17 protein-coding genes are annotated in these 25,859 nt (G+C 55.3%); 14 read left to right on the forward strand and 3 right to left on the reverse strand.

The annotated features are described in order from the left end of the window. Positions 1 to 52 precede the first annotated feature (52 nt). The 8 genes from pflB (at position 53) to DW724_RS04900 (ending at position 8,658) form a co-directional block, all read left to right on the forward strand. Positions 53 to 2,281, forward strand: a complete 2,229-nt coding sequence (gene pflB, locus DW724_RS04865; protein WP_118760829.1) for a formate C-acetyltransferase — start codon at positions 53 to 55, stop codon at positions 2,279 to 2,281. A gap of 182 nt (positions 2,282 to 2,463) precedes the next feature. Further along, a complete protein-coding gene (pflA, locus tag DW724_RS04870) occupies positions 2,464 to 3,162 on the forward strand; it encodes a pyruvate formate-lyase-activating protein (RefSeq protein ID WP_118760830.1) in 699 nt (232 codons plus the stop codon). Positions 3,163 to 4,275: 1,113 nt separating this feature from the next. Then, positions 4,276 to 5,094, forward strand: a complete 819-nt coding sequence (locus DW724_RS04875) for a P-loop NTPase (protein WP_117489666.1) — start codon at positions 4,276 to 4,278, stop codon at positions 5,092 to 5,094. Next, positions 5,091 to 5,531, forward strand: coding sequence for a NifB/NifX family molybdenum-iron cluster-binding protein (locus DW724_RS04880; RefSeq protein WP_110435316.1), 441 nt, complete (start codon positions 5,091 to 5,093; stop codon positions 5,529 to 5,531). The genes DW724_RS04875 and DW724_RS04880 overlap by 4 nt, the downstream gene beginning before the upstream one ends. Before the next feature lie 203 nt (positions 5,532 to 5,734). Continuing rightward, positions 5,735 to 7,039, forward strand: coding sequence for a bifunctional folylpolyglutamate synthase/dihydrofolate synthase (locus DW724_RS04885; RefSeq protein WP_158580215.1), 1,305 nt, complete (start codon positions 5,735 to 5,737; stop codon positions 7,037 to 7,039). A gap of 157 nt (positions 7,040 to 7,196) precedes the next feature. Further along, positions 7,197 to 7,517, forward strand: coding sequence for an anti-sigma factor antagonist (locus tag DW724_RS04890; protein WP_117489662.1), 321 nt, complete (start codon positions 7,197 to 7,199; stop codon positions 7,515 to 7,517). Beyond that, positions 7,517 to 7,954 carry an anti-sigma F factor gene (gene spoIIAB / locus DW724_RS04895; RefSeq protein ID WP_110435313.1) on the forward strand — a complete coding sequence of 146 codons (438 nt, stop codon included), beginning with the start codon at positions 7,517 to 7,519 and terminating at the stop codon, positions 7,952 to 7,954. Before DW724_RS04890 ends, spoIIAB begins: the two co-directional genes overlap by 1 nt. Then, positions 7,951 to 8,658, forward strand: coding sequence for a sigma-70 family RNA polymerase sigma factor (locus DW724_RS04900; RefSeq protein ID WP_242988048.1), 708 nt, complete (start codon positions 7,951 to 7,953; stop codon positions 8,656 to 8,658). The genes spoIIAB and DW724_RS04900 overlap by 4 nt, the downstream gene beginning before the upstream one ends. Before the next feature lie 84 nt (positions 8,659 to 8,742). On the opposite strand, the gene DW724_RS04905 is transcribed toward DW724_RS04900, so the two are convergent. After that, on the reverse strand, positions 8,743 to 9,345 hold the full coding sequence (locus tag DW724_RS04905; protein ID WP_118760831.1) for a hypothetical protein: 603 nt from the start codon (positions 9,343 to 9,345) through the stop codon (positions 8,743 to 8,745). 139 nt (positions 9,346 to 9,484) lie between these two features. Next, the gene (locus tag DW724_RS04910) at positions 9,485 to 11,899 is read right to left on the reverse strand and encodes an ATP-dependent helicase (RefSeq protein WP_118760832.1); all 2,415 of its coding nucleotides are present in this window, start codon (positions 11,897 to 11,899) and stop codon (positions 9,485 to 9,487) included. A 138-nt stretch (positions 11,900 to 12,037) separates the two neighbouring features. Here DW724_RS04910 and DW724_RS04915 point away from each other — a divergent pair, with 138 nt between their 5' ends. After that, positions 12,038 to 12,412: a DUF4186 domain-containing protein gene (locus DW724_RS04915; protein WP_118760833.1), complete on the forward strand. Its 375-nt coding sequence runs from the start codon at positions 12,038 to 12,040 to the stop codon at positions 12,410 to 12,412. Positions 12,413 to 12,493: 81 nt separating this feature from the next. Here the strand turns inward: DW724_RS04915 and DW724_RS04920 are convergent, their stop codons facing one another. Continuing rightward, complete coding sequence (locus tag DW724_RS04920; protein ID WP_117489659.1) at positions 12,494 to 12,688, reverse strand: hypothetical protein; 195 nt, start codon at positions 12,686 to 12,688, stop codon at positions 12,494 to 12,496. 440 nt (positions 12,689 to 13,128) lie between these two features. On the opposite strand from DW724_RS04920, the gene DW724_RS04930 reads away from it, so the two are divergent. From DW724_RS04930 to DW724_RS04950, 5 genes are all read left to right on the forward strand, one after another. Further along, a complete protein-coding gene (locus DW724_RS04930; RefSeq protein ID WP_118753490.1) occupies positions 13,129 to 13,653 on the forward strand; it encodes an adenine phosphoribosyltransferase in 525 nt (174 codons plus the stop codon). A 62-nt stretch (positions 13,654 to 13,715) separates the two neighbouring features. Further along, positions 13,716 to 15,077, forward strand: a complete 1,362-nt coding sequence (locus DW724_RS04935) for an NCS2 family permease (RefSeq protein ID WP_118760834.1) — start codon at positions 13,716 to 13,718, stop codon at positions 15,075 to 15,077. A gap of 231 nt (positions 15,078 to 15,308) precedes the next feature. Beyond that, the gene (locus tag DW724_RS04940; protein ID WP_118760835.1) at positions 15,309 to 24,632 is read left to right on the forward strand and encodes a prepilin-type N-terminal cleavage/methylation domain-containing protein; all 9,324 of its coding nucleotides are present in this window, start codon (positions 15,309 to 15,311) and stop codon (positions 24,630 to 24,632) included. A 21-nt stretch (positions 24,633 to 24,653) separates the two neighbouring features. Then, entirely contained in the window at positions 24,654 to 25,502 is an 849-nt protein-coding gene (locus tag DW724_RS04945; RefSeq protein ID WP_118760836.1) for a hypothetical protein, read from the forward strand. Next, positions 25,495 to 25,857 (forward strand): type IV pilus modification PilV family protein, encoded by a 363-nt coding sequence (locus tag DW724_RS04950; protein ID WP_118760837.1) that lies wholly within the window; start codon positions 25,495 to 25,497, stop codon positions 25,855 to 25,857. Before DW724_RS04945 ends, DW724_RS04950 begins: the two co-directional genes overlap by 8 nt. Positions 25,858 to 25,859: the final 2 nt, after the last annotated feature.

Consider the following 25,859-nt stretch of genomic DNA (forward strand, 5'->3'; position numbering starts at 1 on the left):
TTTTTGTTGCCATAAAAAGGACAGCAGACAGCACAAACAGGAGGAAAAGAACATGAACGCATGGAACAACTTTAATGGCGGCAACTGGGAAAACGAGATCAATGTCCGCGACTTTATCCAGAAGAATTACACCCCGTATGATGGTGACGGCGCTTTTCTGGCTCCGGCTACCGCACGCACGACTGCGCTGCGTGAGAAGTTCGATGCACTGCTCGCGGAGGAGCGCGAAAAGGGCGGTGTCCGCAATATCGACACCGAGACCGTTATCACCATCACGGCGTTCGGCCCGGGCTATCTCGACAAGGACAACGAGGTAATTGTCGGCCTGCAGACCGATGAGCCGCTCAAGCGTGCATGCAATCCGTTCGGCGGCATGCGTATGGTCCGTGATGCGTGCAAGCAGTACGGCTATGAGGTTTCTCCCAAGATTGAGGAGGAGTTCAAGTACCACAAGACCCACAACGACGGCGTATTCTCCGCATATACCAAGGATGTCCGTGAAGCGCGTCACGTTGGTCTGCTGACCGGCCTGCCGGACGCTTACGGCCGCGGCCGCATCATTGGCGACTACCGCCGCGTAGCGCTGTACGGTGTCAACCGACTGATTGCGGAAAAGCAGAAGGACAAGGATGCGCTCGGCGATGTGCCGACCACCGAGAAGGAAATCCGCTGCGCGGAGGAGCTCTCCGACCAGATCAAGGCACTCAAGGACATGATCGCAATGGCGGCGTCCTACGGCTTTGATATCACCCGTCCGGCGGAGAACGCAAAGGAGGCCGTTCAGTGGCTGTACTTCGGCTATCTTGCCGGCATCAAGGAGCAGAACGGCGCCGCAATGAGCCTTGGCCGCACCTCCACCTTCCTCGATATCTACTTTGAGCGCGATATCAAGGCAGGTCTGATGACCGAGTCCGAGGCGCAGGAGATCATGGACGACTTCGTTCTGCACCTGCGTATGGCGCGCCACCTGCGCACGCCGGAGTACAACGAGCTGTTCGGCGGCGACCCGATGTGGATCACCGAGGCGGTCGGCGGCATCGGTGAGGACGGCCGTCACATGGTTACGAAGAACAGCTACCGCATGCTCAACACCCTGTACAACCTGAACGCTGCCGCAGAGCCGAATCTGACCGTTCTGTGGAGCGAAAACCTGCCGGAGAACTGGAAGAAGTTCATCGCAAAGGTATCCATCGACACGGATGCCCTGCAGTACGAGAATGACGACGTTATGCGCCCGTACTACGGCGATGATTACGCCATCGCGTGCTGCGTATCCGCGATGCGCGTCGGCAAGGACATGCAGTTCTTCGGTGCGCGTGCCAACATCGCAAAGCTGATGATGATGGCGATCAACGGCGGTCGTGACGAGAACAAGTTCGAGCAGGTCGGCCCGGAGATGCCGGTCATGGACGGCGATGTGCTGGATTACGAGGAGGTTCTCCGCCGCATGGACTTCTACCGTCCGTGGCTGGCTAAGACCTACGTTTCCGCGATGAACACCATCCATTACATGCACGACAAGTACGCCTACGAGAAGAGCCAGATGGCGCTGCATGACACTGAGGTTCGCCGTCTGATGGCGTTCGGCATTGCGGGCATGAGCTGCATGGCGGATTCGCTCTCCGCGATCAAGTATGCCAAGGTAAAGCCCATCCGTAATCCGGAGAACGGCATTATCGTGGATTTTGAGATCGAGGGCGATTTCCCGAAGTTCGGCAACGACGACGACCGCGTAGATCAGATCGCGTGCGAGCAGGTTGAGAAGTTCTATCAGGCACTGACACAGTTCCCGCTGTACCGCGGTGCGATCCACACGATGTCCATCCTGACCATCACCTCTAATGTCATGTACGGCAAAAAAACCGGCAACACGCCGGACGGCCGCCGTCACGGCGAACCGCTGGCACCGGGCGCAAACCCGATGAGCGGCCGCGACGTTTCCGGCGCGCTGGCTTCCCTCAACTCGGTTGCAAAGCTGAGTTACACCTACTGCCGCGATGGTATCTCCAACACGTTCTCCATCACGCCGGGTGCGCTTGGCAAGACCGATGAGGAGCAGGTGAACAACCTTGTTGCCATCATGGGCGGCTACTTCGCGCAGAACGCGCATCACCTGAACGTAAACGTGCTCAACCGCGAAACCCTGATGGCGGCTTACGAGCATCCGGAGCAGTACCCGAACCTGACCATCCGTGTTTCCGGCTACGCGGTAAACTTCTACAAGCTGAGCCGCGAGCAGCAGCGTGAAGTTATTTCGCGTACCTTCCACGAGGCGATTTAACCTCTAAGGGGGACGCTGTCCCCCTTAGATACCCAACCGGTTCCTTGCGAAACCGTTTGGGATAACCCCCTCTCGCCCGCACAGCGGACGAGGACGCGCCGCCGCGGCGCGGGCAGCGGTATGGTTCCGCGGCAAAGCCACGGAACCATTTATTTTTCCCGAATAGAAAGGAAAGTGGCAATATGACCGGAAACATTCATTCCATTCAGTCCCTCGGCGCGGTGGACGGCCCCGGCGTGCGATACGTCGTATTTATGCAGGGCTGCCCGCTGCGGTGCGTCTATTGCCACAATCCCGATACATGGCTGACCGAAGGCGGCACACCGACCGATGTGGACGAGCTGGTCCGCAAGGCTCTCCGGTTTCGTCCGTACTGGAAGAATGGCGGCGGCGTAACCGTCACCGGCGGCGAACCGCTCCTGCAGGCCGAATTCGTCGAGGAATTCTTCGCCAAGCTGCATGAGCACGGCGTACACACCGCGCTCGATACCTCCGGCGTGGGCAATCTCTCCAAAGCGGAAAAGGTGCTCGCGCACACGGATTTAGTCCTGTGCGACCTGAAATTTCTCACCAAAGCGGATTATCTCAAGAACTGCCGCGCGGATTTCGACCAGATTGAGCGTTTCCTGCAGCTGACCGCGATGAAAAACGTGCCGCTGTGGATTCGGCATGTGGTTGTGCCCGGTCTGACCGATGGTATGGACCATTTGCGCCGCGTCAAAGCCAAGGCGGAAAGCTATCCCAACTTTGAAAAGCTGGAGTTTCTGCCGTTCCACAAGCTGTGCATGGAAAAATATGAACGGCTCGGTCTGGAATTTCCGCTGAAGGATACGCCTGCCATGAACCCGGATGCCCTGAAAACCATGGTCGCACAGCTGTAACACGGAAAATTCTTCGTCTTGTCAGTACGCAAAATTTACGCGCAAATCGCTCTTGTTCAATTATGCGGTGTTGCCTTAGAAACAAACCTTTCAAATTCTGTTCAAAATTCGTTCACACATTTTGCGGCAAAGTGGGGTATACTAACATTGTCGATGAGGGAAGCCGCAATCCCGAACGACACAGCCTACTGATTTTTTTATTTCTCTTTTACCCCCTTTATTTTGTGAAATGACCGAAAACACCCTGTTTCCGTTCCCCCTCGGAGGCAGGGTGTTTTCCTGTCCGAAACCGGGTTTTCGGCAGTACACAAACCTTTCAAATTCTGTTCAAAATTCGTTCACACATTTTGAAGCAAAGTGCGGTATACTAACATTGTCGATAAGGGAAGCCGCAATCCCGAATCGATAGTCATCTACAATCTTTTATTTCTCTTTTACCCCCTTTATTTTGTGAAATGATCGAAAATGCCTCGATTCCGTTTCCCCCACGGAGCCGGGGTGTTTTCCTGTCTCGGAGTATCTTTGAAATGGTTAAGCAGGGTACTTGTTTACATTGTTAAAAATATTTCAAGGTCTGTTCACGATTTGTTCACAATTAAAGGGTGTCTGCGCGATATACTATAGGTGTCAGTAAGAGTTCCCCCTTTTCTCAAGCTGACAACCTCTTTTCTTTGATTTTATCACCTTTTCTTAAACTCTTTTCATTTGCATCAACGAGAACGCCCTGTTTCCTTCCCCCGGGAAACAGGGCGTTTCTCTTGATTTATCGCCAAACTGCGGTTTGGACGATAAGCCGTTTTCTTTGCAGATCCTTCACAGCATATTCAAATTTTGTTCACACATTCGGCATAAAAAGACGGTATACTGTATTTGTCAGTGAGGGAGAGCCGCAAATCCCGCATTGGCGTCATCCGATTTTTTCATTTCTCTTTTTCCCTTTTTTCAATTTGTGTTATTAACCGAAAGCACCGCTGTTTCGTTCCCCCACGAAACAGCGGTGCTTTTCTGTTTTTGACATTTGTCAATAAATAAGCCGGTGCTATGCTTGCGGAAAACGTTTTTTTAGGGTATACTGTTTTTTAGGCAAGATATATAGGTAAGGAGTTGTTTTTTATGGGTTGCTCGCATAATTGCGATAGCTGCTCGTCTAACTGCGGCGGCGAAAAGAGCCTCAAGGTTGCAGCCAATCCGGCGGCCTCTGTTAAAAAAGTCATCGGCGTTGTTTCCGGCAAGGGCGGCGTAGGCAAGAGCCTGCTCACCTCGATGATGGCGGTCGGCATGACGCGCAAGGGTTATTCCTGCGGTGTGCTGGATGCCGACATCACCGGCCCGTCCATCCCCAAGACCTTCGGCGTACACGGTCAGCTCGAGGGCTGCGAGGAAGGCATTCTTCCGGCACGCAGTGAAGGCGGCGTACAGATGATCTCCATCAACCTTGTTCTCCCGAACGAGGACGATCCGGTTATTTACCGCGGTCCGATCATCGCGGAGACCGTCAAGCAGTTCTGGTCGGACGTTGTATGGGACGACGTAGACTTCCTGTTTGTTGATATGCCTCCCGGAACGGGCGATGTACCGCTGACGGTATTCCAGTCCCTGCCGGTGGACGGCATCATCGTTGTCACCTCGCCGCAGGATCTGGTCTCCATGATCGTAGGCAAGGCGGTTAAGATGGCGAAGATGATGAACATTCCGGTGCTCGGCATTGTGGAGAACTACAGCTATCTGGCGTGCCCGGACTGCGGCAAGCACATTTCGGTGTTCGGTGAGAGCCACATTGACGAGGTAGCCGCACACTACGAGCTGCCGGTTCTGGCAAAACTGCCGATCGACCCGAAGCTGGCTGCGGCGGTTGACGCAGGCAAGATCGAGGATGCAAAGCTGCCGGACGAGCTTTCCGGTGCGCTTAAGACCGTGGAGGGTCTGTTATGAACATTGGCGTAGCATATGAAAACGGCCGGATCGCCAAGAATCTGGGTGATTGCCGTGAGGTGCTCATTATCACCACCGAGGGCCGGGAACCGGTCGGCAAGCGCATTGCCGGGATTGCCGGCACGTCCGCGACCGACCTGATCAAGTTCGCCGGTCTGGAGCAGATCGACGTGCTCATCTGCGGTTCGCTCGGTCTGGCAACGCGCAACGCACTCGAGATGCTCGGCGTGCTGCTCGTGCCCGGCTGCGAAGGCTCGGCGGAGGAATCGGTTGCAAAGTTCCTCGTCGGTGAAAAGCAGGGTGACCCGACCATCCTCGAGATCGGCCGTGAGGAAGATCCGGATGATCCGATGGCATGCATGCACGACTGTGCAAAGTGCTCCGGATGCGGTCCGAGCGAGCTGCTCAAGCAGATTCCGGTCGAGGAGATCAAGTAAAACTATAAAAACCACCGAATTTCGGTGGTTTTTATGGTTTTAATGGAGAATTGAGGATGGAGAATGGAAAATGATTGTTAAGATGAAGCGAGTGCCGCTCCTTTTGCAGAAAGGTAATTCTCCATTTTTCATTCTCCATTCTCAATTTGATGAAACTGTGTTATAATCAAATGTATCATTATAATATAAGGAAAGAAGCTATTATGGATACCGAAAATCCGAAAACGGCAATCGAATACATACACTCTCTCGGCAGATTTTCCGGCAAGCCGGGTCTGCACCGCATCAAGGCGCTGTGCGAGGCGCTGGGAAACCCGCAGGACCGGCTGAAGTTTGTTCATCTTGCGGGCACGAACGGCAAGGGCTCGACCGCGTGTATGGTCGCCTCGGCGCTGCAGGCGGCCGGACTGCGCACCGGACTGTATACCTCGCCGTATCTGGTGCAGTTTTACGAGCGCATCCGCGTGGACGGTGTGATGATCTCGGACGACGATCTGACGCGCCTGTGCGAACGAGTAACGGTGGCGTGTGAATCGCTCACACTGCCCGAGGGTGAGACCATCGGCGAGTTTGAGTTCACGACCGCACTGGCATTCCTCTGTTTTGTTGAGCAGGAATGCGATATTGTGGTTCTCGAAACCGGTCTGGGCGGCCGCTGTGATGCGACAAATGTCATCAAAAATGCGGAGGTCTGCGTGATTACGCCGATTTCGCTCGACCATATGGCGGTGCTCGGCAACACAACGGCGGTCATTGCGGCCGAGAAGGCAGGTATTTTCAAGCCGGGTACGGCGGTTGTCTGCGCGGACGGTCAGCCGAACGATGTACAGCGGGTGCTGCGCCGTGCCTGCGATGCGGCGGGCGCTGTCTGGTTCGGCGGAGCGGAGGACTGCCGCGTGCTGCGGTGCGACATCAGCGGTTCGGCGTTCGTGTATGAGGGACAGGGCTACACCATTGCCATGCCCGGGCGGCATCAGCTGCAGAATGCGCGGACGGCTCTGCGGGCGCTGAACGCACTGCGTGAGCGCGGCTGGAACATTCCGACCGAAGCCGCCGTGCGCGGTCTGGCGCGGGCGCGTATCGCAGGCCGGCTGGAACGCGTGGTCGATCAGCCGCTCATCCTGCTTGACGGCGCACACAATGCCGCAGGCGCGGACGCGTTGTGTCACGCGGTGGATGAGCTGCTCAAGATGAAGCGGCTGCACGTTGTGATGGGCATGGTGCGCGACAAGGACTACGAAACCTGTGTTCACGAGGTCGCCAGCCGCGCGGATGACTTTTACGCCTGTGTGCCGGATGCGGGTGAGCGTTCGCTGGATGCACACACGATTGCAGAGCTGGCGCGGCAGTCGTGCAAGCGCGTGTACGAATGCGAATCCGCTGAGCACGCCATCGAGCTTGCGCTGGAGCATGCGAAGATGAACGACTGCATTCTTATCTGCGGTTCGCTGTACCTCATCGGTGAGTGCGAGAAGATTTTGCGCGGGCGACCGAAAGCGACAGATTAAAATGGAATAAACAGGTAAAATAAGGCTTGTACTTTGAAAGTACAAGCCTTTTATTTTTGTGTCAGTTGTTTTCAATAGGTATATTGTTTGGTATATCGCAGGGCGGGGTACCATGCGAAATAAGAGGTAATATTTTGCTGATTTCGAGGTGACATATATGCTGCAAATCACGCAGAGAAGGCAGGAGGGCACGCTGATCGCGGTGTACACCGGTGAACTGGACCATCATGCAGCACGGGAGGCGATCGAGCAGACCGAGGATCTGCTGGTGTTGTTTCCGTGTGAAAAGCTGGTGCTCGACCTGTCCGAGCTGACGTTTATGGACAGCTCCGGTCTGGCGGTCGTCCTGCACCTGTACCGCACCTGTGCCCGCAGCGGACGCGAATTTGCGGTGCGCGGCACGCCGCCGCAGCCGATGCGGGTGTTTGAGGCGGCCGGTCTGCCGCAGGTGATGGTTTTTGAAAGGGGGAAGGAATAATGCGGGCGGTCATCAACAAAATGAGCCTGAAATTCGAGAGCCATTCGGTCAACGAGGCGTTTGCGCGGCAGGCGGTCGGCGCGTTTGTCGCGCAGCTGGACCCAACGATGGAGGAGCTTGGCGACATCAAAACCGTGGTCTCTGAGGCGGTGACGAATGCCATTGTGCACGGCTACGCGGACAAATGCGGATTTATCACGGTCACGGTGCGGCTGTTCGAGGGACGAGCCCTGGAACTGAAAGTAAAGGACGCCGGATGCGGCATTGAGAATGTCGAGCAGGCGCGCCAGCCCATGTTCACCACGGGCGACGACACGCGCAGCGGCATGGGATTCACTATCATGGAGACATTCACGGACAAAATGCGCGTGCGCTCTACGCCGGGGAAGGGAACGCTGGTTGCGATGGTCAAGGTGCTGAAGGAGCGGCAGGCGTGACCGGAGAAATGCGCACGCTGCTCGAGCAGGCGGCTTCGGGAGACAGGGATGCGGAAGCGCGGCTGATCGAGGACAACAGCGGTTTAATCTGGTCGATCGTGCGGCGGTATTACGGACGCGGAACCGAGCCGGACGATCTGTATCAGCTGGCGTGTGTCGGCTTCATCAAGGCCGTGCGCGGTTTCGATGTGTCGCTCGGCAACGAGTTTTCTACCTATGCGGTGCCCAAAATCGCGGGTGAGATTCGGCGGTTTCTGCGGGACGACGGTGCGGTCAAGGTCAGCCGGGCGGTCAAGGAACGCGCGGTTCGTGTGCGCCGCCTGCAAAGCGACTGGGAGAGCCGGAACGGATGGTCACCGACCGTATCAGAACTGGCACAGGCCGCCGGATTGACGGTCGAGGAAGTAGCGGCATGCGAGCAGGCGGACGTGTCGGTGGACTCGTTCGAGCGGGAGCTGTCCGGCGGCGGACGCGTAGGTGATCTGGTCGGTGACGAGGGAATGGAGGAGAGAACCTGCCTGCATCTGTCGCTGCACGAGGCACTGCAGGACTTGCCCGACCGCGACAGGCAGGTGCTCAGTCTGCGCTATTCGCGTGATTTGACGCAGCAGCAGGTCAGCCGCATCGTCGGTGTGTCGCAGGTGCAGGTCTCGCGCATCGAAAAACGCGCCATAGAGAAGCTGAGGGAAATGCTGAGAGAGTGAGCAAGGAGTACGATAATAGACTATGTACAAGAGCTAAAACAAAAATACCGGTGCATGTTGCCCGGTATTTTTATATATGTGTAGTTATATATTACTTTTTTTCAAAAATTTAAAAAACGCTTTCGTAACACTATTTTTGTGGAAGTACTTAAAAATTTTTTTGATGTTTCGAGACTTTATGGAGGTCTTAAGAACGGATGACAATCCGTCAGGATGAGCCGCGAAAATCGAGCCGCCCAGAACTGCTGTGAATAGAGAAACACCTACACATCTATTCAAAAAACGCTTATTGTCCATCTCACTTAAAGAATAACGCCATTCCTTTTGTTCGGTGCGAAGCTCTCGGATAAGCTGATGTTTTTCTTTCAAGGATAACGATTTATCTGAGCGAATTAGCTCTTTGGTAAAAACAAAATTTTCAGATATTTCTTTACCAATGTCCATTTCTTCTTTGTTCAATGCCATTGCTTCTCGGAAGACATTGGTAAGAAGTTTTGTTAATTCAGGAATCGTAATTTGAAGAGTTTGTGCAATACTTTGTACTTTTACTATATCGCGCGCACAAATCGCTTTAGCGAATTCGGGCAGCATGTCAGCTACGTGCTCTGCTGCTTTGCTTGCTAAAATAGGGACTTGCTCACTTAGTGCAGCTTCAACATGTTGCGGTTGCAAGATAGTACTTTTCATACAATTGTCCCCTCTGTTTTTCAAGATTCTTTAGTATGAGTATACTCCTTCAAGAAATATTTGTAAAGTGATTTGGATGATAACTAATGCAGAAAAGGAGTTCTCTTTTGAGAACTCCTTTTTTATGCTAAATTACAGCTTAAACCTTCTGCATAAACTGTCCTGCCGACTTTGCCATCAGGCGCTTGGTGCCCTTCTGATCAAATGCAATTTCGAGCAGGGCATCGCCGCCCATCGGCTTTACCGACACGATCAGTCCATCGCCGAAGGCCTTATGGAACACGCGGTCGCCTGCGGCAAAATTCGGCAGCGGCTTGCTTTGGGCTGCCGAGGCCAGCGACGCGCTCGGCGCAGTATTTGCGGCAGAGACATACCGCGCGCGCGCCACCTGCGGACGGGAGAGTGTCGGATCGGGTGCAGTCGCGTTTGAGAACCGGCGGCTCTCGGTGATATTGCTCTCAAGCAGCTCTTCCGGCATCTCATCAACAAAGCGCGACGGATGCGAATACTGCGTGCGGCCGTACAGCAGGCGGCGCTCCGCGCAGGTGAGATACAGCTGCTCCTTCGCGCGGGTGACAGCAACGTAGCACAGGCGGCGTTCCTCCTCCATGTCCTCGTCCTTCTCCATTGCACGGAAGCCGGGGAACAGCCCGTCCTCCATGCCCGCGAGGAATACGACAGGGAATTCCAGACCCTTGGCGGCATGCATGGTCATCATGATAACCGCGTCATCGTCCTCGCCAGACTGGTCGGCATCCGTGTACAGCGCCATGTTCTCGAGAAAATCGCCGAGCGACGGCGTTTCGGTCTTGTCCTCGTAATCGACAATGTAGGATTTTAACTCCTCGATGTGCTCAATGCGGCTTTCCTCTTCTGCGCCGCCCTTTAGCTGCAGCGCACGGATGTAGCCGCTTTTGTCCATGAGTTCATCGTACAGCTCGGAAAGCGAAACAAATTCCCGCAGCTTGCGCAGATTTTCGATCATCTCGCCGAACTTCTCCATTGCCGCGGCGCCGCGGGACAGGGCAGGGTACTGAGAAGCATGGCATACCACATCATACAGTGTTGTGCCATACTCAACGGCAAGCCGCATGGCGGTTTCGACCGACTTATCGCCAATCTTGCGGGCAGGCGTGTTGATGATACGGCGCAGACGCAGCTCGTCCGCAGGATTTTCGATCACCCACAGGTAGGCGAACATGTCCTTGACCTCGGCGCGCGAGAAGAAGTCGCGGCCCTTGTACACGCGGTACGGGATGCCCGCGCGGATGAATGCGGCGGCAATGTTATCCGACAGGACGTTATTGCGGTACAGAACGGCGAAATCTCCCCATTTTCGGCCCTGCTCCACGCCTTCGCGGATGGTATCGGCAATGTAGGCGGCTTCGCCCTCCTGGCTGTCCGAGCGATGCAGACGGATTTTCGCACCGTCACCGTGGTCGGTCCACAGCTCCTTGCCCTTACGGCCGACGTTGTTGCGGATGACCTCGTTTGCGGCATTCAGAATGTTGCCGGTCGAGCGGTAATTCTGTTCCAGACGGATGGTTTTCGCGTCCTTGAACTGCTTTTCAAACTCCAGAATGTTCGTGATGGTTGCACCGCGGAATTTGTAGATACTCTGGTCGTCATCACCGACCACGCAGATGTTCTCATAATAACCTGCCAGCAGGCTGGTGAGCACATACTGCGCGTAGTTGGTATCCTGATACTCATCCACGAGCACGTAGCGGAACTGGCGCTGGTAGTATTCCAGCACCTCGGGGTTGTTCTGTAGCAGCAGAACGGTTTTCATGATAATATCGTCGAAATCCAGCGCACAGGCCTTTTTCATGGCTTTTTCGTAATCGCGGTAGACGTCTGCGACCTTTTCACGGAAGTAGTCACCGACGGCATCCGCGCTGAACTGACGCGGGGTCATCAGCTTGTCCTTCGCGCGGGAGATCATGCCCATTACGGTTCGCGGATCGAAATTCTTGGGATCGAGATCGAGCTTTTTCATTACGTTGAGAATGACGCGCTTCTTGTCGTCCTCATCGTAGATGGTGAACGCGCTCTCAAAGCCGAGCAGGTCAACGTGCTTGCGCAGAATGCGCAGGCAGGCCGTGTGGAAGGTGTACGCCCAGACAGCGGACGCGGCTTCCTCGTCGCCGAGGGCGAACTCCAGACGTTCGCGCAGCTCACGCGCGGCTTTGTTGGTGAACGTGATCGCAATCACCTGCCACGGGCGGGCGGGACTCATCGCGCACAGGTGCTCCGCGCGGGCGCGGTTCTCCGGCTTAGGATCGGTCAGGTATTCGGTCAGGAACAGAAGATCGTCCTCGGTCGCCCAGTCGGGCGCAAGTTCACTTTCCAGTCCATCACCGAACTTGAGAATGTTGATGATGCGGTTGATGAGCACGGTCGTCTTGCCGCTGCCTGCACCCGCCAGGATGAGCAGCGGACCCTCGGTCTGATAGACAGCCTCGCGCTGCTTGTCGTTTAACTTGGAAAAGCGCTGTTCGATGATCGCACGCCGGACAGCGGCATATTTCATATCAAATTTGGTCGGTTCCATAGGTTTCCTCGTTTCGTTTGAAGATACAGAAAATCAAATGCAGAGATAGTATATCATATTCGGGAAAAGAAAACAAATGTTCTATCCGGATTGCGTAAAAAAGTCGATCGGAGTATACTATAAAAAGAGGTGAGCGTAATGACAGACAAACAGCGGCAGGAAACCTATGCACAGATGCTCGTGCGGCTTTCGCGCTCGAATTTCCGCAGCCGTTTTCATTTGAAGGCACAGGACAAGCAGTACATCCGCGAGAAGGGATGGAACACGGTTGCCGACCACGCGGCAGATTTCGTTTCCAAGCGGCTTGCACCGGCCGAGCCGAAAAACGACGGCAAGCAGACACCCATGCGGGGACATCCGGTGTTCATCGCGCAGCACGCGACCGCCTGCTGCTGCCGCGGCTGTCTGGCAAAATGGCATGGCATCCCGCAGGGCGTGCCGCTTTCGGCGGAGCAGCAGGTCTATATCGTTGGAATGCTGATGAACTGGATGAGGAGAGAAATGGAAAATTGAGAATTAGAGTGAGAGTGAAGAGAGACTTGCGGTTTACCGCTCTCCATAGAATAAAAAAGAGACGCAGTTGCGTCTCTTCTGCTATTTTGGCATATAGCTGCGGATAATACATAGTATGAGTGCGATTCCGCTGGAAACACCAATCAGGTATTGATGGTTGATATAATCGTCCATCGTGTGCGGTGTGTGGGCAGTCAGAGTGATCCAAACCGCAATTCCGACAGCAATCATGGCCGACAGGGCACAGAGAATATTGATAACGCTTTTTCGATTCATCACAGTAGCCTCCCATCATAAACGAGGTTAGTCGGTATATACACAGCATAGCACAGCGATAGGAAGAACGCAATAAATGTGATGCAGATGGTTACAGTAAATAGCGGTTATATAAAAGGTAAGAGGTACTAAAGATGAAACTCTCAGGTGCCGTCCGTAACCACTGGGCCAACGAGTTGCCCGCCGCCGCGGGTGCGGCGAACCACCCAGTCGTCCGGACGGCGCCCGCTCCATATCCGATAGTGAACAATTTGATGAGGATTTGTATAGCTGCAATAATCTTCATGATAAAAATCTACATTTCGTACAATCAATCTCTTGTCACAAACGACACGATTTGATAATATATAAGGTGTGTTGCTGTTTTACGCGCTAAATGGTAAAAACAGCATAATTGATTCTCTGCCGGGCGGCAGGGATAAGGAGGAAATTGAGGTTTCATGAGTAAGGTTGAGCAGTATATCACCAGCATTCCGGATTTTCCGAAGGAAGGCATCATCTTCCGCGATATTACCACCGTGCTCGGTGACGCGGACGGCTTCCATCTGGCGGTGGACGAGATGACTGCGCTGCTGGACGGCGTGGAGTTTGACGCAATCGCCGGTCTGGAATCCCGCGGATTCCTGTTCGGTGCACCGATGGCGTACAATCTGCATAAGGCATTCATTCCGATCCGCAAGCAGGGCAAGCTGCCGCGTGCAACGTCCCGCATGTCCTACGAGCTGGAATACGGCATGGAGACCATCGAGGTACACCGCGATGACATCAAGCCGGGCATGAAGATTGTCGTTGTGGACGACCTCATCGCTACCGGCGGCACGCTTGAGGCGGCTGTCCATCTGTTGGAGCAGCTCGGCGCGAAGGTGGTCAAGGTTGTCTGCCTGCTGGAGCTCAAGGGTCTGCACGGACGCGACCGCATCACTACCTGTCCGGCGGAGACGGTTGTCGCTTACGAGGGGAAGTAAGTAAAATTATCATTTCACAGTAATCAAGGCGAAAGCCTGAAAATTAAAAAGGGGGTTATTCGATGTTTGAACGTGTTTTCAAGCTATCGGAACACAAAACCACAGTTAAGACCGAGGTCATGGCCGGTATCACTACCTTTATGACCATGGCGTATATCCTTGCCGTAAACCCGAGCGTACTCGGCTCCACCGGTATGGATACCACCGCGGTATTGCTGGCAACCGCTCTGGCATCCTGCCTGGGCACGCTGTGCATGGCGTTTATGGCAAACCTGCCGTTCGCGCTCTCTGCCGGCATGGGTCTGAACGCCTTCATGGCGTACACCGTTGTTGCAGGCTATGGCTACAGCTGGCAGGTTGCGCTGCTGGCCGTATTCATTGAGGGTCTGATCTTCATCGTCCTGTCGCTGACCAATGTGCGTGAGGCCATCTTCAATGCCATTCCGCTGACGCTCAAAAAGGGTGTTTCGGTTGGTATCGGTCTGTTCATCGCCTTCATCGGCCTGCAGAACTCCGGCCTGTGCGTGGACTCCGCAACGCTGGTCGGCATCATCAGCTTCCCGAAGAATTTCCACACCGCAGGCATCTGCGCGCTGCTGACTCTGATCGGTCTGTTCTTCACCGCAGTATTCTATACCCGCAAGATGAAGGGCGCCATCCTGTACGGCATCCTGCTGACCTGGATCCTCGGCATGATCTGTCAGGTAACCGGCCTTTACGTTCCGACGCCGGACGCAGGCTTCTATTCTCTGTTCCCGAGCTGGGGCATGACCGACTTCTCCAGACTGGGTCTGACCTTCGGCCAGTGCTTCAACGTGGATTTCAGCGCGGTTGGCATCGTAAACTTCATTGTTGTCATCTTCTCGTTCCTGTTCGTTGATATCTTCGACACCCTCGGCACGCTGATCGGTGTTGCCACCAAGGCGAAGATGCTCGATAAGGACGGCAAGCTGCCGGGCATCAAGCCTGCTCTGATGGCAGACTCGATTGCAACCTCCGCAGGTGCAATTCTGGGTACTTCCACCACCACCACCTTTGTTGAGTCCGCATCCGGCGTTGCAGTCGGCGGCCGTACCGGCCTGACCGCTCTGGTTACCGGCATCCTGTTCCTTGTATCCACGCTGTTTGCGCCGATCTTCACTGCCATCCCGTCCTTCGCAACCGCTCCGGCGCTGATCATGGTCGGCTTCCTGATGGTAGGCACCGTAACCGAGATCAACTTCGATCTGGACAACCTGACCGAGTCCATCCCGGCTTATCTCGCTATCATCGCTATGCCGCTGTTCTACAGCATCTCCGAGGGTATCTCTCTGGGCGTTATCTCCTACGTTCTGCTGAATGTTGCAGCCGGCAAGGGCAAGAAGGTTGCTCCGCTGATGTACGTTCTGGCAGTACTGTTCGTACTCAAGTACATCTTCCTTTAATTAAGAAATCGTAAAGATTGCAGAAGGCTGCCGAAGCTCGCTTCGGCAGCCTTTTTTGTATGGCATGAAAATCATGGTGAATATCAGAGAAAATACGCGAAAACAGTGGGGGATTGCAGCTGAACGGTGTCGATACTTGACAGAAAACGTAGGAGTTGGTAAAATATAAAATGACTAAATTGGGGCAGTATACCCATTTATCCTATATCCGAAGGGAAGGAGGCAGCGAATATGACACAGCAGCGCAAAAAGTGCGGAAAAGGCGGCTTTACCCTCGTAGAGCTGGTAGTTGCACTGGTCATTCTGAGCATTCTGTTTGCCATCGCTGTACCGAGCCTTCTGGGGTATATCCATCTGTCACAGTTCCGAAAAAATGAATCGTACGCTAAGACCATGTATCTGTCGGCAGAATCCGAGCTGACCTACCTTCGTACCGGCGGTGAATGGGAGTCATTCTGCAGCAAGGTGAAGAAGGAAGGCGTGCTGAATCAGTCGTTTGATGAGTCGGATGAGGACCGGAAAAAGCTGGTCGGTCGTATTTACGGCATTCGTCTGGATGCAGGCGAATACGCAGAAGGTGAGCTGTCGGGTGACGGTGCGCTCGTCGGTGCGCTTCTTTCGCAGGATACCTATGATAAAAGTGTGCTGAATGCTGCAATCTGCATCGAAATCGACGTGGAAAGCGGTCAGGTTTATTCGGTTTTCTACGGCACAAACTGCAAGGGACTGTACTACGGATCGAATGAGGACAGCAAACCGGCGGATATGTCCGGCAGCTGGCTGGATATTGATTACAGCAAGCGCGGCCGCGATACGCGCCGGGAAGAACGGCTGGGCTATTACTCGGTTCAGGATGCAGTCAATGCTGTCAGTCTGGATGCGACTAAGCTGAAGATCACCTCGATCAATCTGGTAAACGGTGAAACTCTGTCGCTGAACTGGTCGAGCAATGTGAAGGATCAGGATCTGGATAAGGTTTATTACGAGGTCAAGCTGTACAGCAGTGAGGATAAAGCGCAGCTTCTGTCGATCAATATTCCGGGCAGGGATTTGAAAACGGGTTCGCAGTCGGTTGCGGTTACGACCGAGGATAATGCGACGAAGAATTATACCTTCCCCATGGAATATGACCGGACCGGCAAGCGGGCAACACTCGTGCTGGACGGTATGATGAATGCGAAGCTGTATGACCGGTTGGACAAGCTGTCTGATGATAAAGCAGCCTTCCGGCAGAGCAGCGATACTAGCATCACGCGCTTCGGCGGCAAGTTGAAAACCCCGCTGAATGTTTACGCAGCCGTGCAGGTGTTTCCGGACCCGAACGCAGAAAACACCCGCGGTGAGGAGTATCAAAAGAGTGACGCTATAGAATCCAATAAGGCGAACACGCTTTTCGGTGACGGCACCCGGTCGGATAACGGCCGGTGCGAGATCGAAACCTTCCGTCATCTGTCCAATATCCGTTATATGGATACGACGACGGCATTTGCCGTTACCGCGCGTTCACTGGACTGGATGAGTGACAGTGTAAAGGTTTACGGTACGGCAGCCCGCGGTGCACTTTCGGTTTCCACCGGCAAGGATATCGGCTTCCCGAGCATCCCTGCGCTGCGCAGCAATCAGACACTGGATGGCACAGGCGGTCTGCTGAACCGCATTGCCGGCGTGTTTACCGGCGGGAATGTCATCAGTAATCTCAAGCTGGATAAGACCTCGATTGCCGATGACGCAGAGTATCTTGGTCTGTTCCAAAAAAACGCAGGCACGATCCATGATCTGCGCCTGCTCAATCCGCAGGTGAAGATCGCATCGGGCAAGCTCAAGGGTGTCGGCGCAGTCTGCGGTTACAGCAACAGCTCTTTGAAGGGCGATACCGTGGACGGCACCGAAGCCGAGGTGGAAGCTGCGCTGACCTCGGCACAGGCGCAGGGCATCGGCGGTGTGGCCGGTGTGATTGAGGTCAGCGATTCTAAGTCAGTAATCAAGCTGTCTGCATCGGGTACTGTAACTGGTACGCTGCCGACCGGCGGTACTGCGCGTGGTATCGGCGGTATTGCGGGCAGCCTGACAACAAACGGTGCCGCAGTCAAGACCCTCACCAACAGCGCTGCTGTAACGGGCAATCGCTCGGTTGGCGGCATTGCAGGCTATTTTTCCGGCAAGGATCAGGCCACGGGAAAAGATATGTCTGACTGCAAAAATGAGGGCCTGATTCTCAGCAGCACAGCCGCAGATGATCATTCGCTGGCAGGACATTATATCGGCGGCATTGTCGGTTACGCGCATAACGCGTCTCTTTCGGAATGCAGGAGCCGTGCCGGATATGCGGACGGCTACACCTATAAGCAGGAGGATAGAGACAAGCTGCGCGGCAGATATGTCGGCGGCATTGTCGGCTACGGCGAACAAAGTGTGCTGTATGACTGCGAGACCGAGGCAAACGGCTACGTTCTTGGCAGCGAGTATGTTGGCGGCATCATCGGTGCGCTGAATCAGTCTGATACGCAGACGGCACTGCTCAGTGAAAACGGCACCAGAACAACCGTTAACGCAAGCTATGTCATCGGCAATTCGTATGTCGGCGGCATCATTGGTGAGAATAAAGGCGGTTCGACGATCAAAAACTGCGTCAACACAGGTGTCGTTGCAGGATACAATGTATTTATCGGCGGTATTTGCGGTGCAAATGAGAACAATGCGGCCATCATAAACTGTGCAAGCTATGTTTCGGACACCAATAATGCGATCTACAGGCGTGTCACGGACTGGGGAGCCGTCGGCAGCTATGCGGGCGGTCTGACCGGCTACAACAGCGGCACGATCACCTTCAGTGACAAGGATAACGCAGTCTCTAACCGGAGTGTGGCGGGTATCGTTGTCGGCAGACACTATGTCGGCGGTCTGGTCGGCTATAACGACACAGACGGCACGATTGATATCAATTATACGCTCATCGGCGGCCGTGTTGCCGCAACCGGAGACTGCGTCGGCGGTCTGATCGGTCTGAATGCTTCGACAAAGCTGCTCGAGAAGAAGCTGACCATCAAGCCGAGCAGTGTGCAGGGACGGTACTATGTCGGCGGTGCGATCGGTGCAAATGTAGTCAATCCGGGAGAGGATGTCACGGTCAGCGGTCTCAAGGTCGATAACAGCCTTGGCACGGTCACTGCAGAGGCATTCTGCGGCGGTCTGATCGGCTATCAGCGCACCTACACGGAGAAAGACCGGGCAGGTGGAACGCTGTATGCGCTTCTGCCGGGCATCGCGGCAAACAACAGCAATGTGCCGGGAACGGTCAAGGCTTCTACCAATACGCATACCATCACCATCACAGCGGACGGCAACAGTGCAGGCAGGCTGTCTGCGGTTTCCAACAACATGACCATCCGCGCGTATGCGTATGCAGGCGGCATTATCGGCAGCTGTGAGCCGCAGACCCGGATGAAGGTGGAGCACTGCCTGAATGCAGGCGGCTTTGACCGTCCGGCAGAGGACACCTTCCCGGACAGTAAGCTGAAAACCGGTGTGGATATGGTGTCCTATCTGCAGGCGCAGAAGTACACGGATGCCGCGAAGGCGCTCTCCGATGAGCTGGGCGGCGGCGAGCTGCGTGTTTCCGTCATCGGCGGTGTGATCGGCGTCAACGGTGAGAAACATGTGATAGACCACTGTGCCAGCAAGGGCACGATGAACGGCCTGAATGCCATGGGCGGCGTGGTCGGTCTGAACGAGGGCATCATCCGCGGCTGCACGCTCTCCGGCAGCATGGGCAGCGCAACGCAGGATTATATCGGCGGCATCGCGGGTCTGAATGTCGGCAGCAGGACGGCGGGCACGATTGAAAACTGCACGACCGAGAAAAACTGCACTGTCACCGGACGGAACACGGTCGGCGGCATCGTCGGCTATAATCTCAGCGGCGGCAGGATACAGAACAATACCAGCAGCGCCAATGTCAGCGGTGCAGGCCGTGTCGGCGGTATTGCGGGCGAAAACGGCGGTGCGATTACGCTTTCGAGCACACCGGCAGGAAAGCGCCGTGTCAACGGCAGCGGCAGCGGTGTCGGCGGCGTGATCGGCGTGAATACCGCAACCGGCACGCTCAATCCGGCAAGCGGCAGCGTGCAGGGCGATGTCATTGCCGCGGATAACAGGCTGACCGTGCGCGGCAGCAGTATGGTCGGTGGTATTGCCGGCATCAACCGCGGTACACTCGGCGGCACGAGCATCAACTGCCTGACCAATCAGGCGGCAGAGGTCCGCGCAGCGGCGGGCAGTGCAGGCGGCGTTGTCGGCGCGCAGGAGGGCACAAAGGCTGTTCTGCGGTACGCGAAGAATCTCGGTCAGGTGACCGCAAATGTCGGTGCGGCAGGCGGCATTGTCGGCATGAACAGCGCGGGCAGCACGGTCGAGAACTGTATCGGCAACGGCAGTGTCACCAGTAACGACGGCTATGCAGGCGGCGTTGCCAGCGAAAACTACGGCACGATCAGGAGCTGCGGCGTCGGCACGGATAACAGGGTAACGCTTATCACCCGCAACAAGACTGCGGCAGGCGCGATCTGTGCAGTAAACCACAAGGGCGGTACGGTTCAGGGAGCGACACTCGGCGATCATATCACGATTTCCGGCAGTGCATTCATTCTGGGTGCTGTTGTCGGAGACAACAGCGGTACGGTCACGGAAACCGAGGTTTCGCAGCAGCCGACATACAGCGTTTCCGCAAGCACGCTGCAGGTCGGCGGTGCAGTCGGCATCAATCGAGCGGGCGGTACGGTCAGCAAGGTGAAGGTCACCTCGGATTTCGAGAAATTCACTAAGTATATCTATCTCGGCGGTGTAGTCGGTCAGAATAATGCAAGCGGCAAGGTAACCGAATGCACTTACTCCGGCACGATCGACGAAGGAAAGAGCGCGGTCGGCAACTGCTACGGCGGCATTGTCGGTCTGAACGGCGGTCTGCTGCAGGGCAGCACCGTTTCCGGACTGACGCTGACGGCGGACGGTGTGTACACCGCAACCTCCACCAGCTCGGCGGCTGAGAAGGAACGCCTGTCCTCGCATATCGGCGGCATTGCAGGCAAGAATGATACGACCGGCATCATCGAGCAGTGCTACATAGACAATACCGGAACCGGCACGATCACGGTCAAAAACGGCATGGTCGGCGGTGTGACCGGCTATAACAAGGGCACGATCACCATGTCCGGCGATAAGAGCACCGAAACCTTGATGGAAAATGTCAGCAAGGTGAGCGACCTGCTGTCCAATGCCGAGGCACAGAAGCTGTCTGCGGATTCCGCCTGGGTAAAGTGGGCAGACCGGACGGATGTGGAAAAGCTGTCCTACAACGGCGGCAGCAAGAGCGTAGCGGCAGACCGCACCATGCAGATCATCGTATCGAGCAACGGCAACCTTGGCGGCGTGGCGGGCTACAATGCGCCGACCGGTGAGCTGAATCGCTGCGTCAGCGGCAGCTGGCTGCTGGTCAACAAGTCGGACGGCATCGGTGTCGGCACCGGCGGTATTGTCGGTATGAACGAGAGCGAAAAGGACCTGTCCTATCTGCTCAATCAGGCGTTTGTCGGCCGCCAGCTGGCAAACGGCGCGACCAGCCGATTTGCAGGCGGTATCATCGGCACACAGACCAACCAGACCACAACCGACTGGACGATCGAAAACTGTGTCAACTATGGCACGGTGTACGGCTATCAATCGCACTATTCGGGCGGTATCGTCGGCCAGTGGACCAATAACGGCGGTACGGTTGAGGATTGCTACAATTACGGCAATCTGCAGACGACGTATGAAACCGGCTGGGTCGGTGCATCCGGCGGTATTGTAGCGCAAATGTACCATGCGGCCTCCGGTCAGGATTTCAATATCATCAGCTGTCAGAACCACGGCAGTCTGTACGGCCGCCACGGCGAAAACAAGAGCAACAGCGCAAACGACAGTGCGGGTATTCTCGGCAATATCACGGCGTACCGCGCCGATAATGGCGGCGGTCAGTCGTATACCATCAACGTGGTGGATTGCGTAAACGGTCCGGGTGTAAAGATTTATTCCAACTCCATGGCCTCCGGCATTGTCGGCTTTTTCTCGACCGACGGTATCGGCAGCAATGAGAGCAACGGTACCGCCGGTCCGAAGATCGGCAAGGCAACCGAGAATATTATTCTGAACATCGACCGCTGCCGCAACTATGCGCAGACATTGGACGGTAATAACTATGTTGCCGGTATTTTCGGTGACCGCTATAAAAACGGCACGTCGCAGAGCTCGATGAAGAATACCTATATACAGAACTGTCTGTCCGTGGCAACATGGACGGATAAGGCAATCGTTTCGCTTGCAAACGGCAGCTATTCTACGGCGATCAGTGCAGATAATGTAGGCAACAACTACTATATTGATGACAACTGGCTGCTGACGAGCGGCAGAGGCTCCTATAAAAAAATCATCTATAATAGTTATGCCCGCAATGGGCAGGGTGAATCGCGTGTTGGCTATTCGCGCATGCTGGCATACGGTCAGCGGTATAACGGCACAGCAGATCATAATATTTACGCCGCTGTGGTCGGTCCGCGTCTGGACGATCTGAATATCAATAAGGATACGGATAATAAAAGCACCAGAGCCGCGTTGTATTATAATCTTAATGACAATAATACTGTGATTGACGATCACGGTATTATGACCGGTACCGTAAACGGTGTGCAGAAGATTATTGGCCGTGTGATCTATTACATGCCGGACAGATGGACAGGGATTGTCAGCAACTACGGCGGCGGCAATTTGCAGAACGATATCAAGATCCCGGGACGTCAGTTCAACACGATGGACGAGTACGTCCGCACCAATTACCGCGATATGGAGCACAGCAAGACGGCATCCGGTGCACTGGACGACTCCTTTGACGTTTCGCTCCGGCAGAACGATGACGGTGCCTTCAACGTCTCCATCACGGACGACGACCGTCCCCTGTACTACGAAGGCAGGGTGTTCGTTGACGGTGAGGAGGTGCTGTCCAATCTGCGCTTTATCCCGAACCGAAAGGGACAGGGACAGTGGGACCCGAAGCTGGACGGCACACAGGCGTACGGCTCCGGTACGACCGGCGGTTCGTTCCAGCTGCCGGCAAGCCTTGCGGCAGACACAGCAGGCAAGACCATTACATTGTCGGTTCGTGCTGTCAGTCTGTTTGAGGATACCGCGCCTTCTGCATGGAAAACTGCGGCTACGCAGGATGTGTCGGTGCTGCCGACACCGGATGTCAATATCCGACTGGTGAGCCATTGGAACAATGGCGCGAAATACCAGATCTCGCTGAAAAACCTTGCAGATTATGCGGTCTTCAGCAACTGGAAAGTCACCTTCAGGCTCGGCTCGCAGATCGTGACCATTGATCAGAACAACCATACCGCCGAGATCAACGGCGATGATTTGAAGGAGCTGATCGTCACGGCAGCGGCAGGCATTACGAACGGCATTCAGCCGGCTTCCGTGACGGATACCATCCCGACTGACACGCCGAAGTACAAGCCGGACGGCAGTATTAACAGGCTGTCGGTATCGTACTCGGGCAGTACGGTGGATGATTGCACGGTCACGGCTGCACTGACGGTCAACGAGTCGCAGATGGAAACACCGCCGATTTACCGTATCGAGGTGCTCGGCACGGTTGGCACAAATGAGTATGTGTTTGCATATGAGGATGTGCTGACCTCGGCGGGCAACACGGTTACGGCAAACTTCCGCGACCTGCCGAAGGAGTATTTCGCGGAGAATGTCACAAATCGTCGGGTGCGTGCATGGTACGCCGCCTCCGGTCTGGGACCGGTTTACACCTATGGCGATACCCAGCAGACCGGCGATGCATCCGTTACGCTGCGGACTTACAGCGCAGAGGGCGTTCAGCAGCAAGACAAGATCATTTACAGTCATGTCCTTGGCCACGCGAATGACTTTGCAAACTACATTAGAACCGCGGCGCTGAACATCAAGCCGCTGACGGCGCCGGAGCTGAACGACCCGGTACTGCTACAGGAAGATAACGGCAGTATCAGCTACCGGTTCTCGTGGATGCAGCCCGGGCAGGGGACTGCAGTGCCGCACTACAGCGTCAAGCTGACCGGTATTACCGCGGCAGGCGCAAGAATCGGCATTCCGGTCAACGAGGTTTACGGTACGCAGGAGAATCCGAATACTTCCCAATCGTTCACCATCAGCGCGGACGACTGGCAGTATGCCGAGGTTGAGCTGACCGTTACCCGTCTGGGACAGGCATACGGCGAGGTTGGCCTGAGTACGACGAAGAAGTACGCTGTCAAGCAGCGCCTTGAGCGTCCGGGACAGCCGTCGGTAACCAACCCGGATACCAACGAGCTGGAATACACCATCGGCTGGAGTGCCATCGGCAGCGAAAACGGCTGTGCAGGCTATCAGATTTATGTGCAGCCGGAGGGCGAAACGGCCGCTGCCCTGGGTGCGCTTGTGCCCGTCAGGGGCGGCACCTGCTCGGTAAGCCGCAGTCTGGAGGATTACGCCGGAAAGACCATCGACCTCTATCTGGTGGCGGTGGCTGCTGATGATTCCGGCTACGCAGACAGCCCGAACGGTATCGTGTACACGATGACCGTGCCGATGCGTCTGGATACGCCGAGCGTCAAGTGGTCGTACAACTGGAGTGCGACAGCAAACAACCCGATTCCGGCGGCCGACTTCCGAAGCGGCGGCCTGCAGGTCACCGTTACGCCGAAAACCGGCACGAACAGCGTACCGCCCGGCGGCAGTACCTATCTGCTGCGGGCAAAAATCACCGGGACGGACGGCACAACGGAGACTTACCCCGTTTCCGCAATGAGCGAAAGCGGCGGCAGCTACGTCTGCAGCCTGACCGATCTGGATACGAAATACGCAGGCTGTTCCGTACGGTTTGAGGCTCGTATTTCGCAGTCGGCGGGACAGGTAAGCTCGGTCTGGGTATCGAGCGGCGATGTGGTATTCCCGTGTGTGAAGCTGGAAGCGCCGAGCGCGTCGCTTGCAAACGTGAATGAGACGATTGCGGTCAGCTACGGTCCGATGAATCGTCTTATCAATACGGCAGAGTGGGCTGCACAGCTTACCGCGCTCTCGTGGGACGAGGTGGCAGACGCTGACCGGTATCGGATTGAATTGACCGATAAGGACGATCATTCCACGACGGTTACCGTCGATATGAGCGGGAACCTGCCGGAGATTATCATAAATGGTCAAAATACGTTTGCAGTTGCAGGGGATGACTGGTATACTGTAAAACAGGGCAGTGCGGTCAACGGCAGATACAGCCTTACCAATGGCAGCATTCGTTATTACAGCTATCAGCCGGATACCATGCTGCAGGTGAAGGACGGTACATTTACCTTGAAGCTGCCTAACATTTTCTCCGTGGTAACGCACGAGAATCAGACCCTGCAGCTGACGAATGGTATACAGATCAGCAGGGTAACTGTCATTGCGGACAGCAAGAGCGACCGTTATACGGAATCCGATCCTGCTGAGCGCAGATTTTAGTTACGAAGGGAGGCGGCAGACATGAAGCGGATACGTCAGGGATGGAACACCCTGCGGCGCAGCAGGCGAAGCGGTGTTTCGCTGATCGTAGCACTTTGTGCTGTCGCCGTCCTGATCGGGCTTTCGCTCAGTATCGTGTATTCCTCATCCATGCTGCTCTCGCGGGCCAACCGCAAGATCGGCAGGGAACGCTGTTATCAGCTGGCGCAGTCCTTTGCACAGGTGCTGGACAGCGAACTGCAGGAATACAAAACAATAAAGCCGGAATTGGATACCAATTTTGCGCCGGAAGGCTGTTTCTACCGTGAAGTGAACAACATTTTAGCGGAAGATACGGGATTGGGTATTTACGATCCGGACCGTTCAGATGAAACCACTGCCTGCTATAATGCGGGTTCGACCGAGGATGACTACGGCAGGATTACGATTTTGCTCCGTGATGTTACCGATGTGCAGGACCCGATCACAGGCGATACCTTTGCATACGATGCTCGGGACGAAGGCACCGAAAAGGCAGAGCAGACAACCTTTAACAGACATCAGGTTTGGGTAGGCGTCAAGGCGGAAAAGGGAGCGGACAGCTACATGTACACCACAGAATACCGCCGAAAGGACAGTTTTCAGCCAATCTACACATGGAAAGGGGAAGACGGCGTACAGTTCCCGGTCTACTGGGTAAACGGCCGCTTTTGCCGAAGTGCCAACGGCGAGGACCCGGTAAAACCCAAGGACATTGGCGAAGGCGAGGATGCCCGCAAAGAGCATGTGGAAATCAGCTATACCTATGATATCAACAATCCGACGTACAGCCGATACGAACCCATTCACAAGCCGGCAGCCCGGACAACCGGAGGTGCAGCCGATGAATAGACTGATTCGCGTGCTGCGCGACCGCCGGGGCGAATCCATGGTGGAAATTCTGGTTTCCACGGTGGTGTTCATGCTGCTGCTGGGCGCGCTGAACGGCGCAGTCGGCTTTGCCTCAAATGCGCAGCGCAAGTCGGAGCAGCTCCGCAGGGATGCGACCGAACTGCAGGAAAGCGTGCGCGGGAGTGCAGAAGTCGCGGACGGCGAAGCTGCCACGTACGATTTTAAGGTGACGACGTCGGACGGCGAAGATACCGATATTGACGCCTTCCGCGTAAAGGTAAAAAAGCAGACCGTAAACGCCAAAACCGAGGACGGCAAAACCGTGCCCTTCTACCGGTTTGCGAAGGGAGAGTGACG

Source organism: Butyricicoccus sp. AM27-36 (genome assembly GCF_003480945.1).
Classification (GTDB): Bacteria; Bacillota; Clostridia; order Oscillospirales; family Butyricicoccaceae; genus Agathobaculum; species Agathobaculum butyriciproducens.

Coding starts and splice junctions, on each gene's coding strand:
- pflB (WP_118760829.1), top strand. CDS start 53: ATGAACGCATGGAACAACTTTAATGGCGGCAACTGGGAAAACGAGATC.
- pflA (WP_118760830.1), top strand. CDS start 2,464: ATGACCGGAAACATTCATTCCATTCAGTCCCTCGGCGCGGTGGACGGC.
- DW724_RS04875 (WP_117489666.1), top strand. CDS start 4,276: ATGGGTTGCTCGCATAATTGCGATAGCTGCTCGTCTAACTGCGGCGGC.
- DW724_RS04880 (WP_110435316.1), top strand. CDS start 5,091: ATGAACATTGGCGTAGCATATGAAAACGGCCGGATCGCCAAGAATCTG.
- DW724_RS04885 (WP_158580215.1), top strand. CDS start 5,735: ATGGATACCGAAAATCCGAAAACGGCAATCGAATACATACACTCTCTC.
- DW724_RS04890 (WP_117489662.1), top strand. CDS start 7,197: ATGCTGCAAATCACGCAGAGAAGGCAGGAGGGCACGCTGATCGCGGTG.
- spoIIAB (WP_110435313.1), top strand. CDS start 7,517: ATGCGGGCGGTCATCAACAAAATGAGCCTGAAATTCGAGAGCCATTCG.
- DW724_RS04905 (WP_118760831.1), bottom strand. CDS start 9,345: ATGAAAAGTACTATCTTGCAACCGCAACATGTTGAAGCTGCACTAAGT.
- DW724_RS04910 (WP_118760832.1), bottom strand. CDS start 11,899: ATGGAACCGACCAAATTTGATATGAAATATGCCGCTGTCCGGCGTGCG.
- DW724_RS04915 (WP_118760833.1), top strand. CDS start 12,038: ATGACAGACAAACAGCGGCAGGAAACCTATGCACAGATGCTCGTGCGG.
- DW724_RS04920 (WP_117489659.1), bottom strand. CDS start 12,688: ATGAATCGAAAAAGCGTTATCAATATTCTCTGTGCCCTGTCGGCCATG.
- DW724_RS04930 (WP_118753490.1), top strand. CDS start 13,129: ATGAGTAAGGTTGAGCAGTATATCACCAGCATTCCGGATTTTCCGAAG.
- DW724_RS04935 (WP_118760834.1), top strand. CDS start 13,716: ATGTTTGAACGTGTTTTCAAGCTATCGGAACACAAAACCACAGTTAAG.
- DW724_RS04940 (WP_118760835.1), top strand. CDS start 15,309: ATGACACAGCAGCGCAAAAAGTGCGGAAAAGGCGGCTTTACCCTCGTA.
- DW724_RS04945 (WP_118760836.1), top strand. CDS start 24,654: ATGAAGCGGATACGTCAGGGATGGAACACCCTGCGGCGCAGCAGGCGA.
- DW724_RS04950 (WP_118760837.1), top strand. CDS start 25,495: ATGAATAGACTGATTCGCGTGCTGCGCGACCGCCGGGGCGAATCCATG.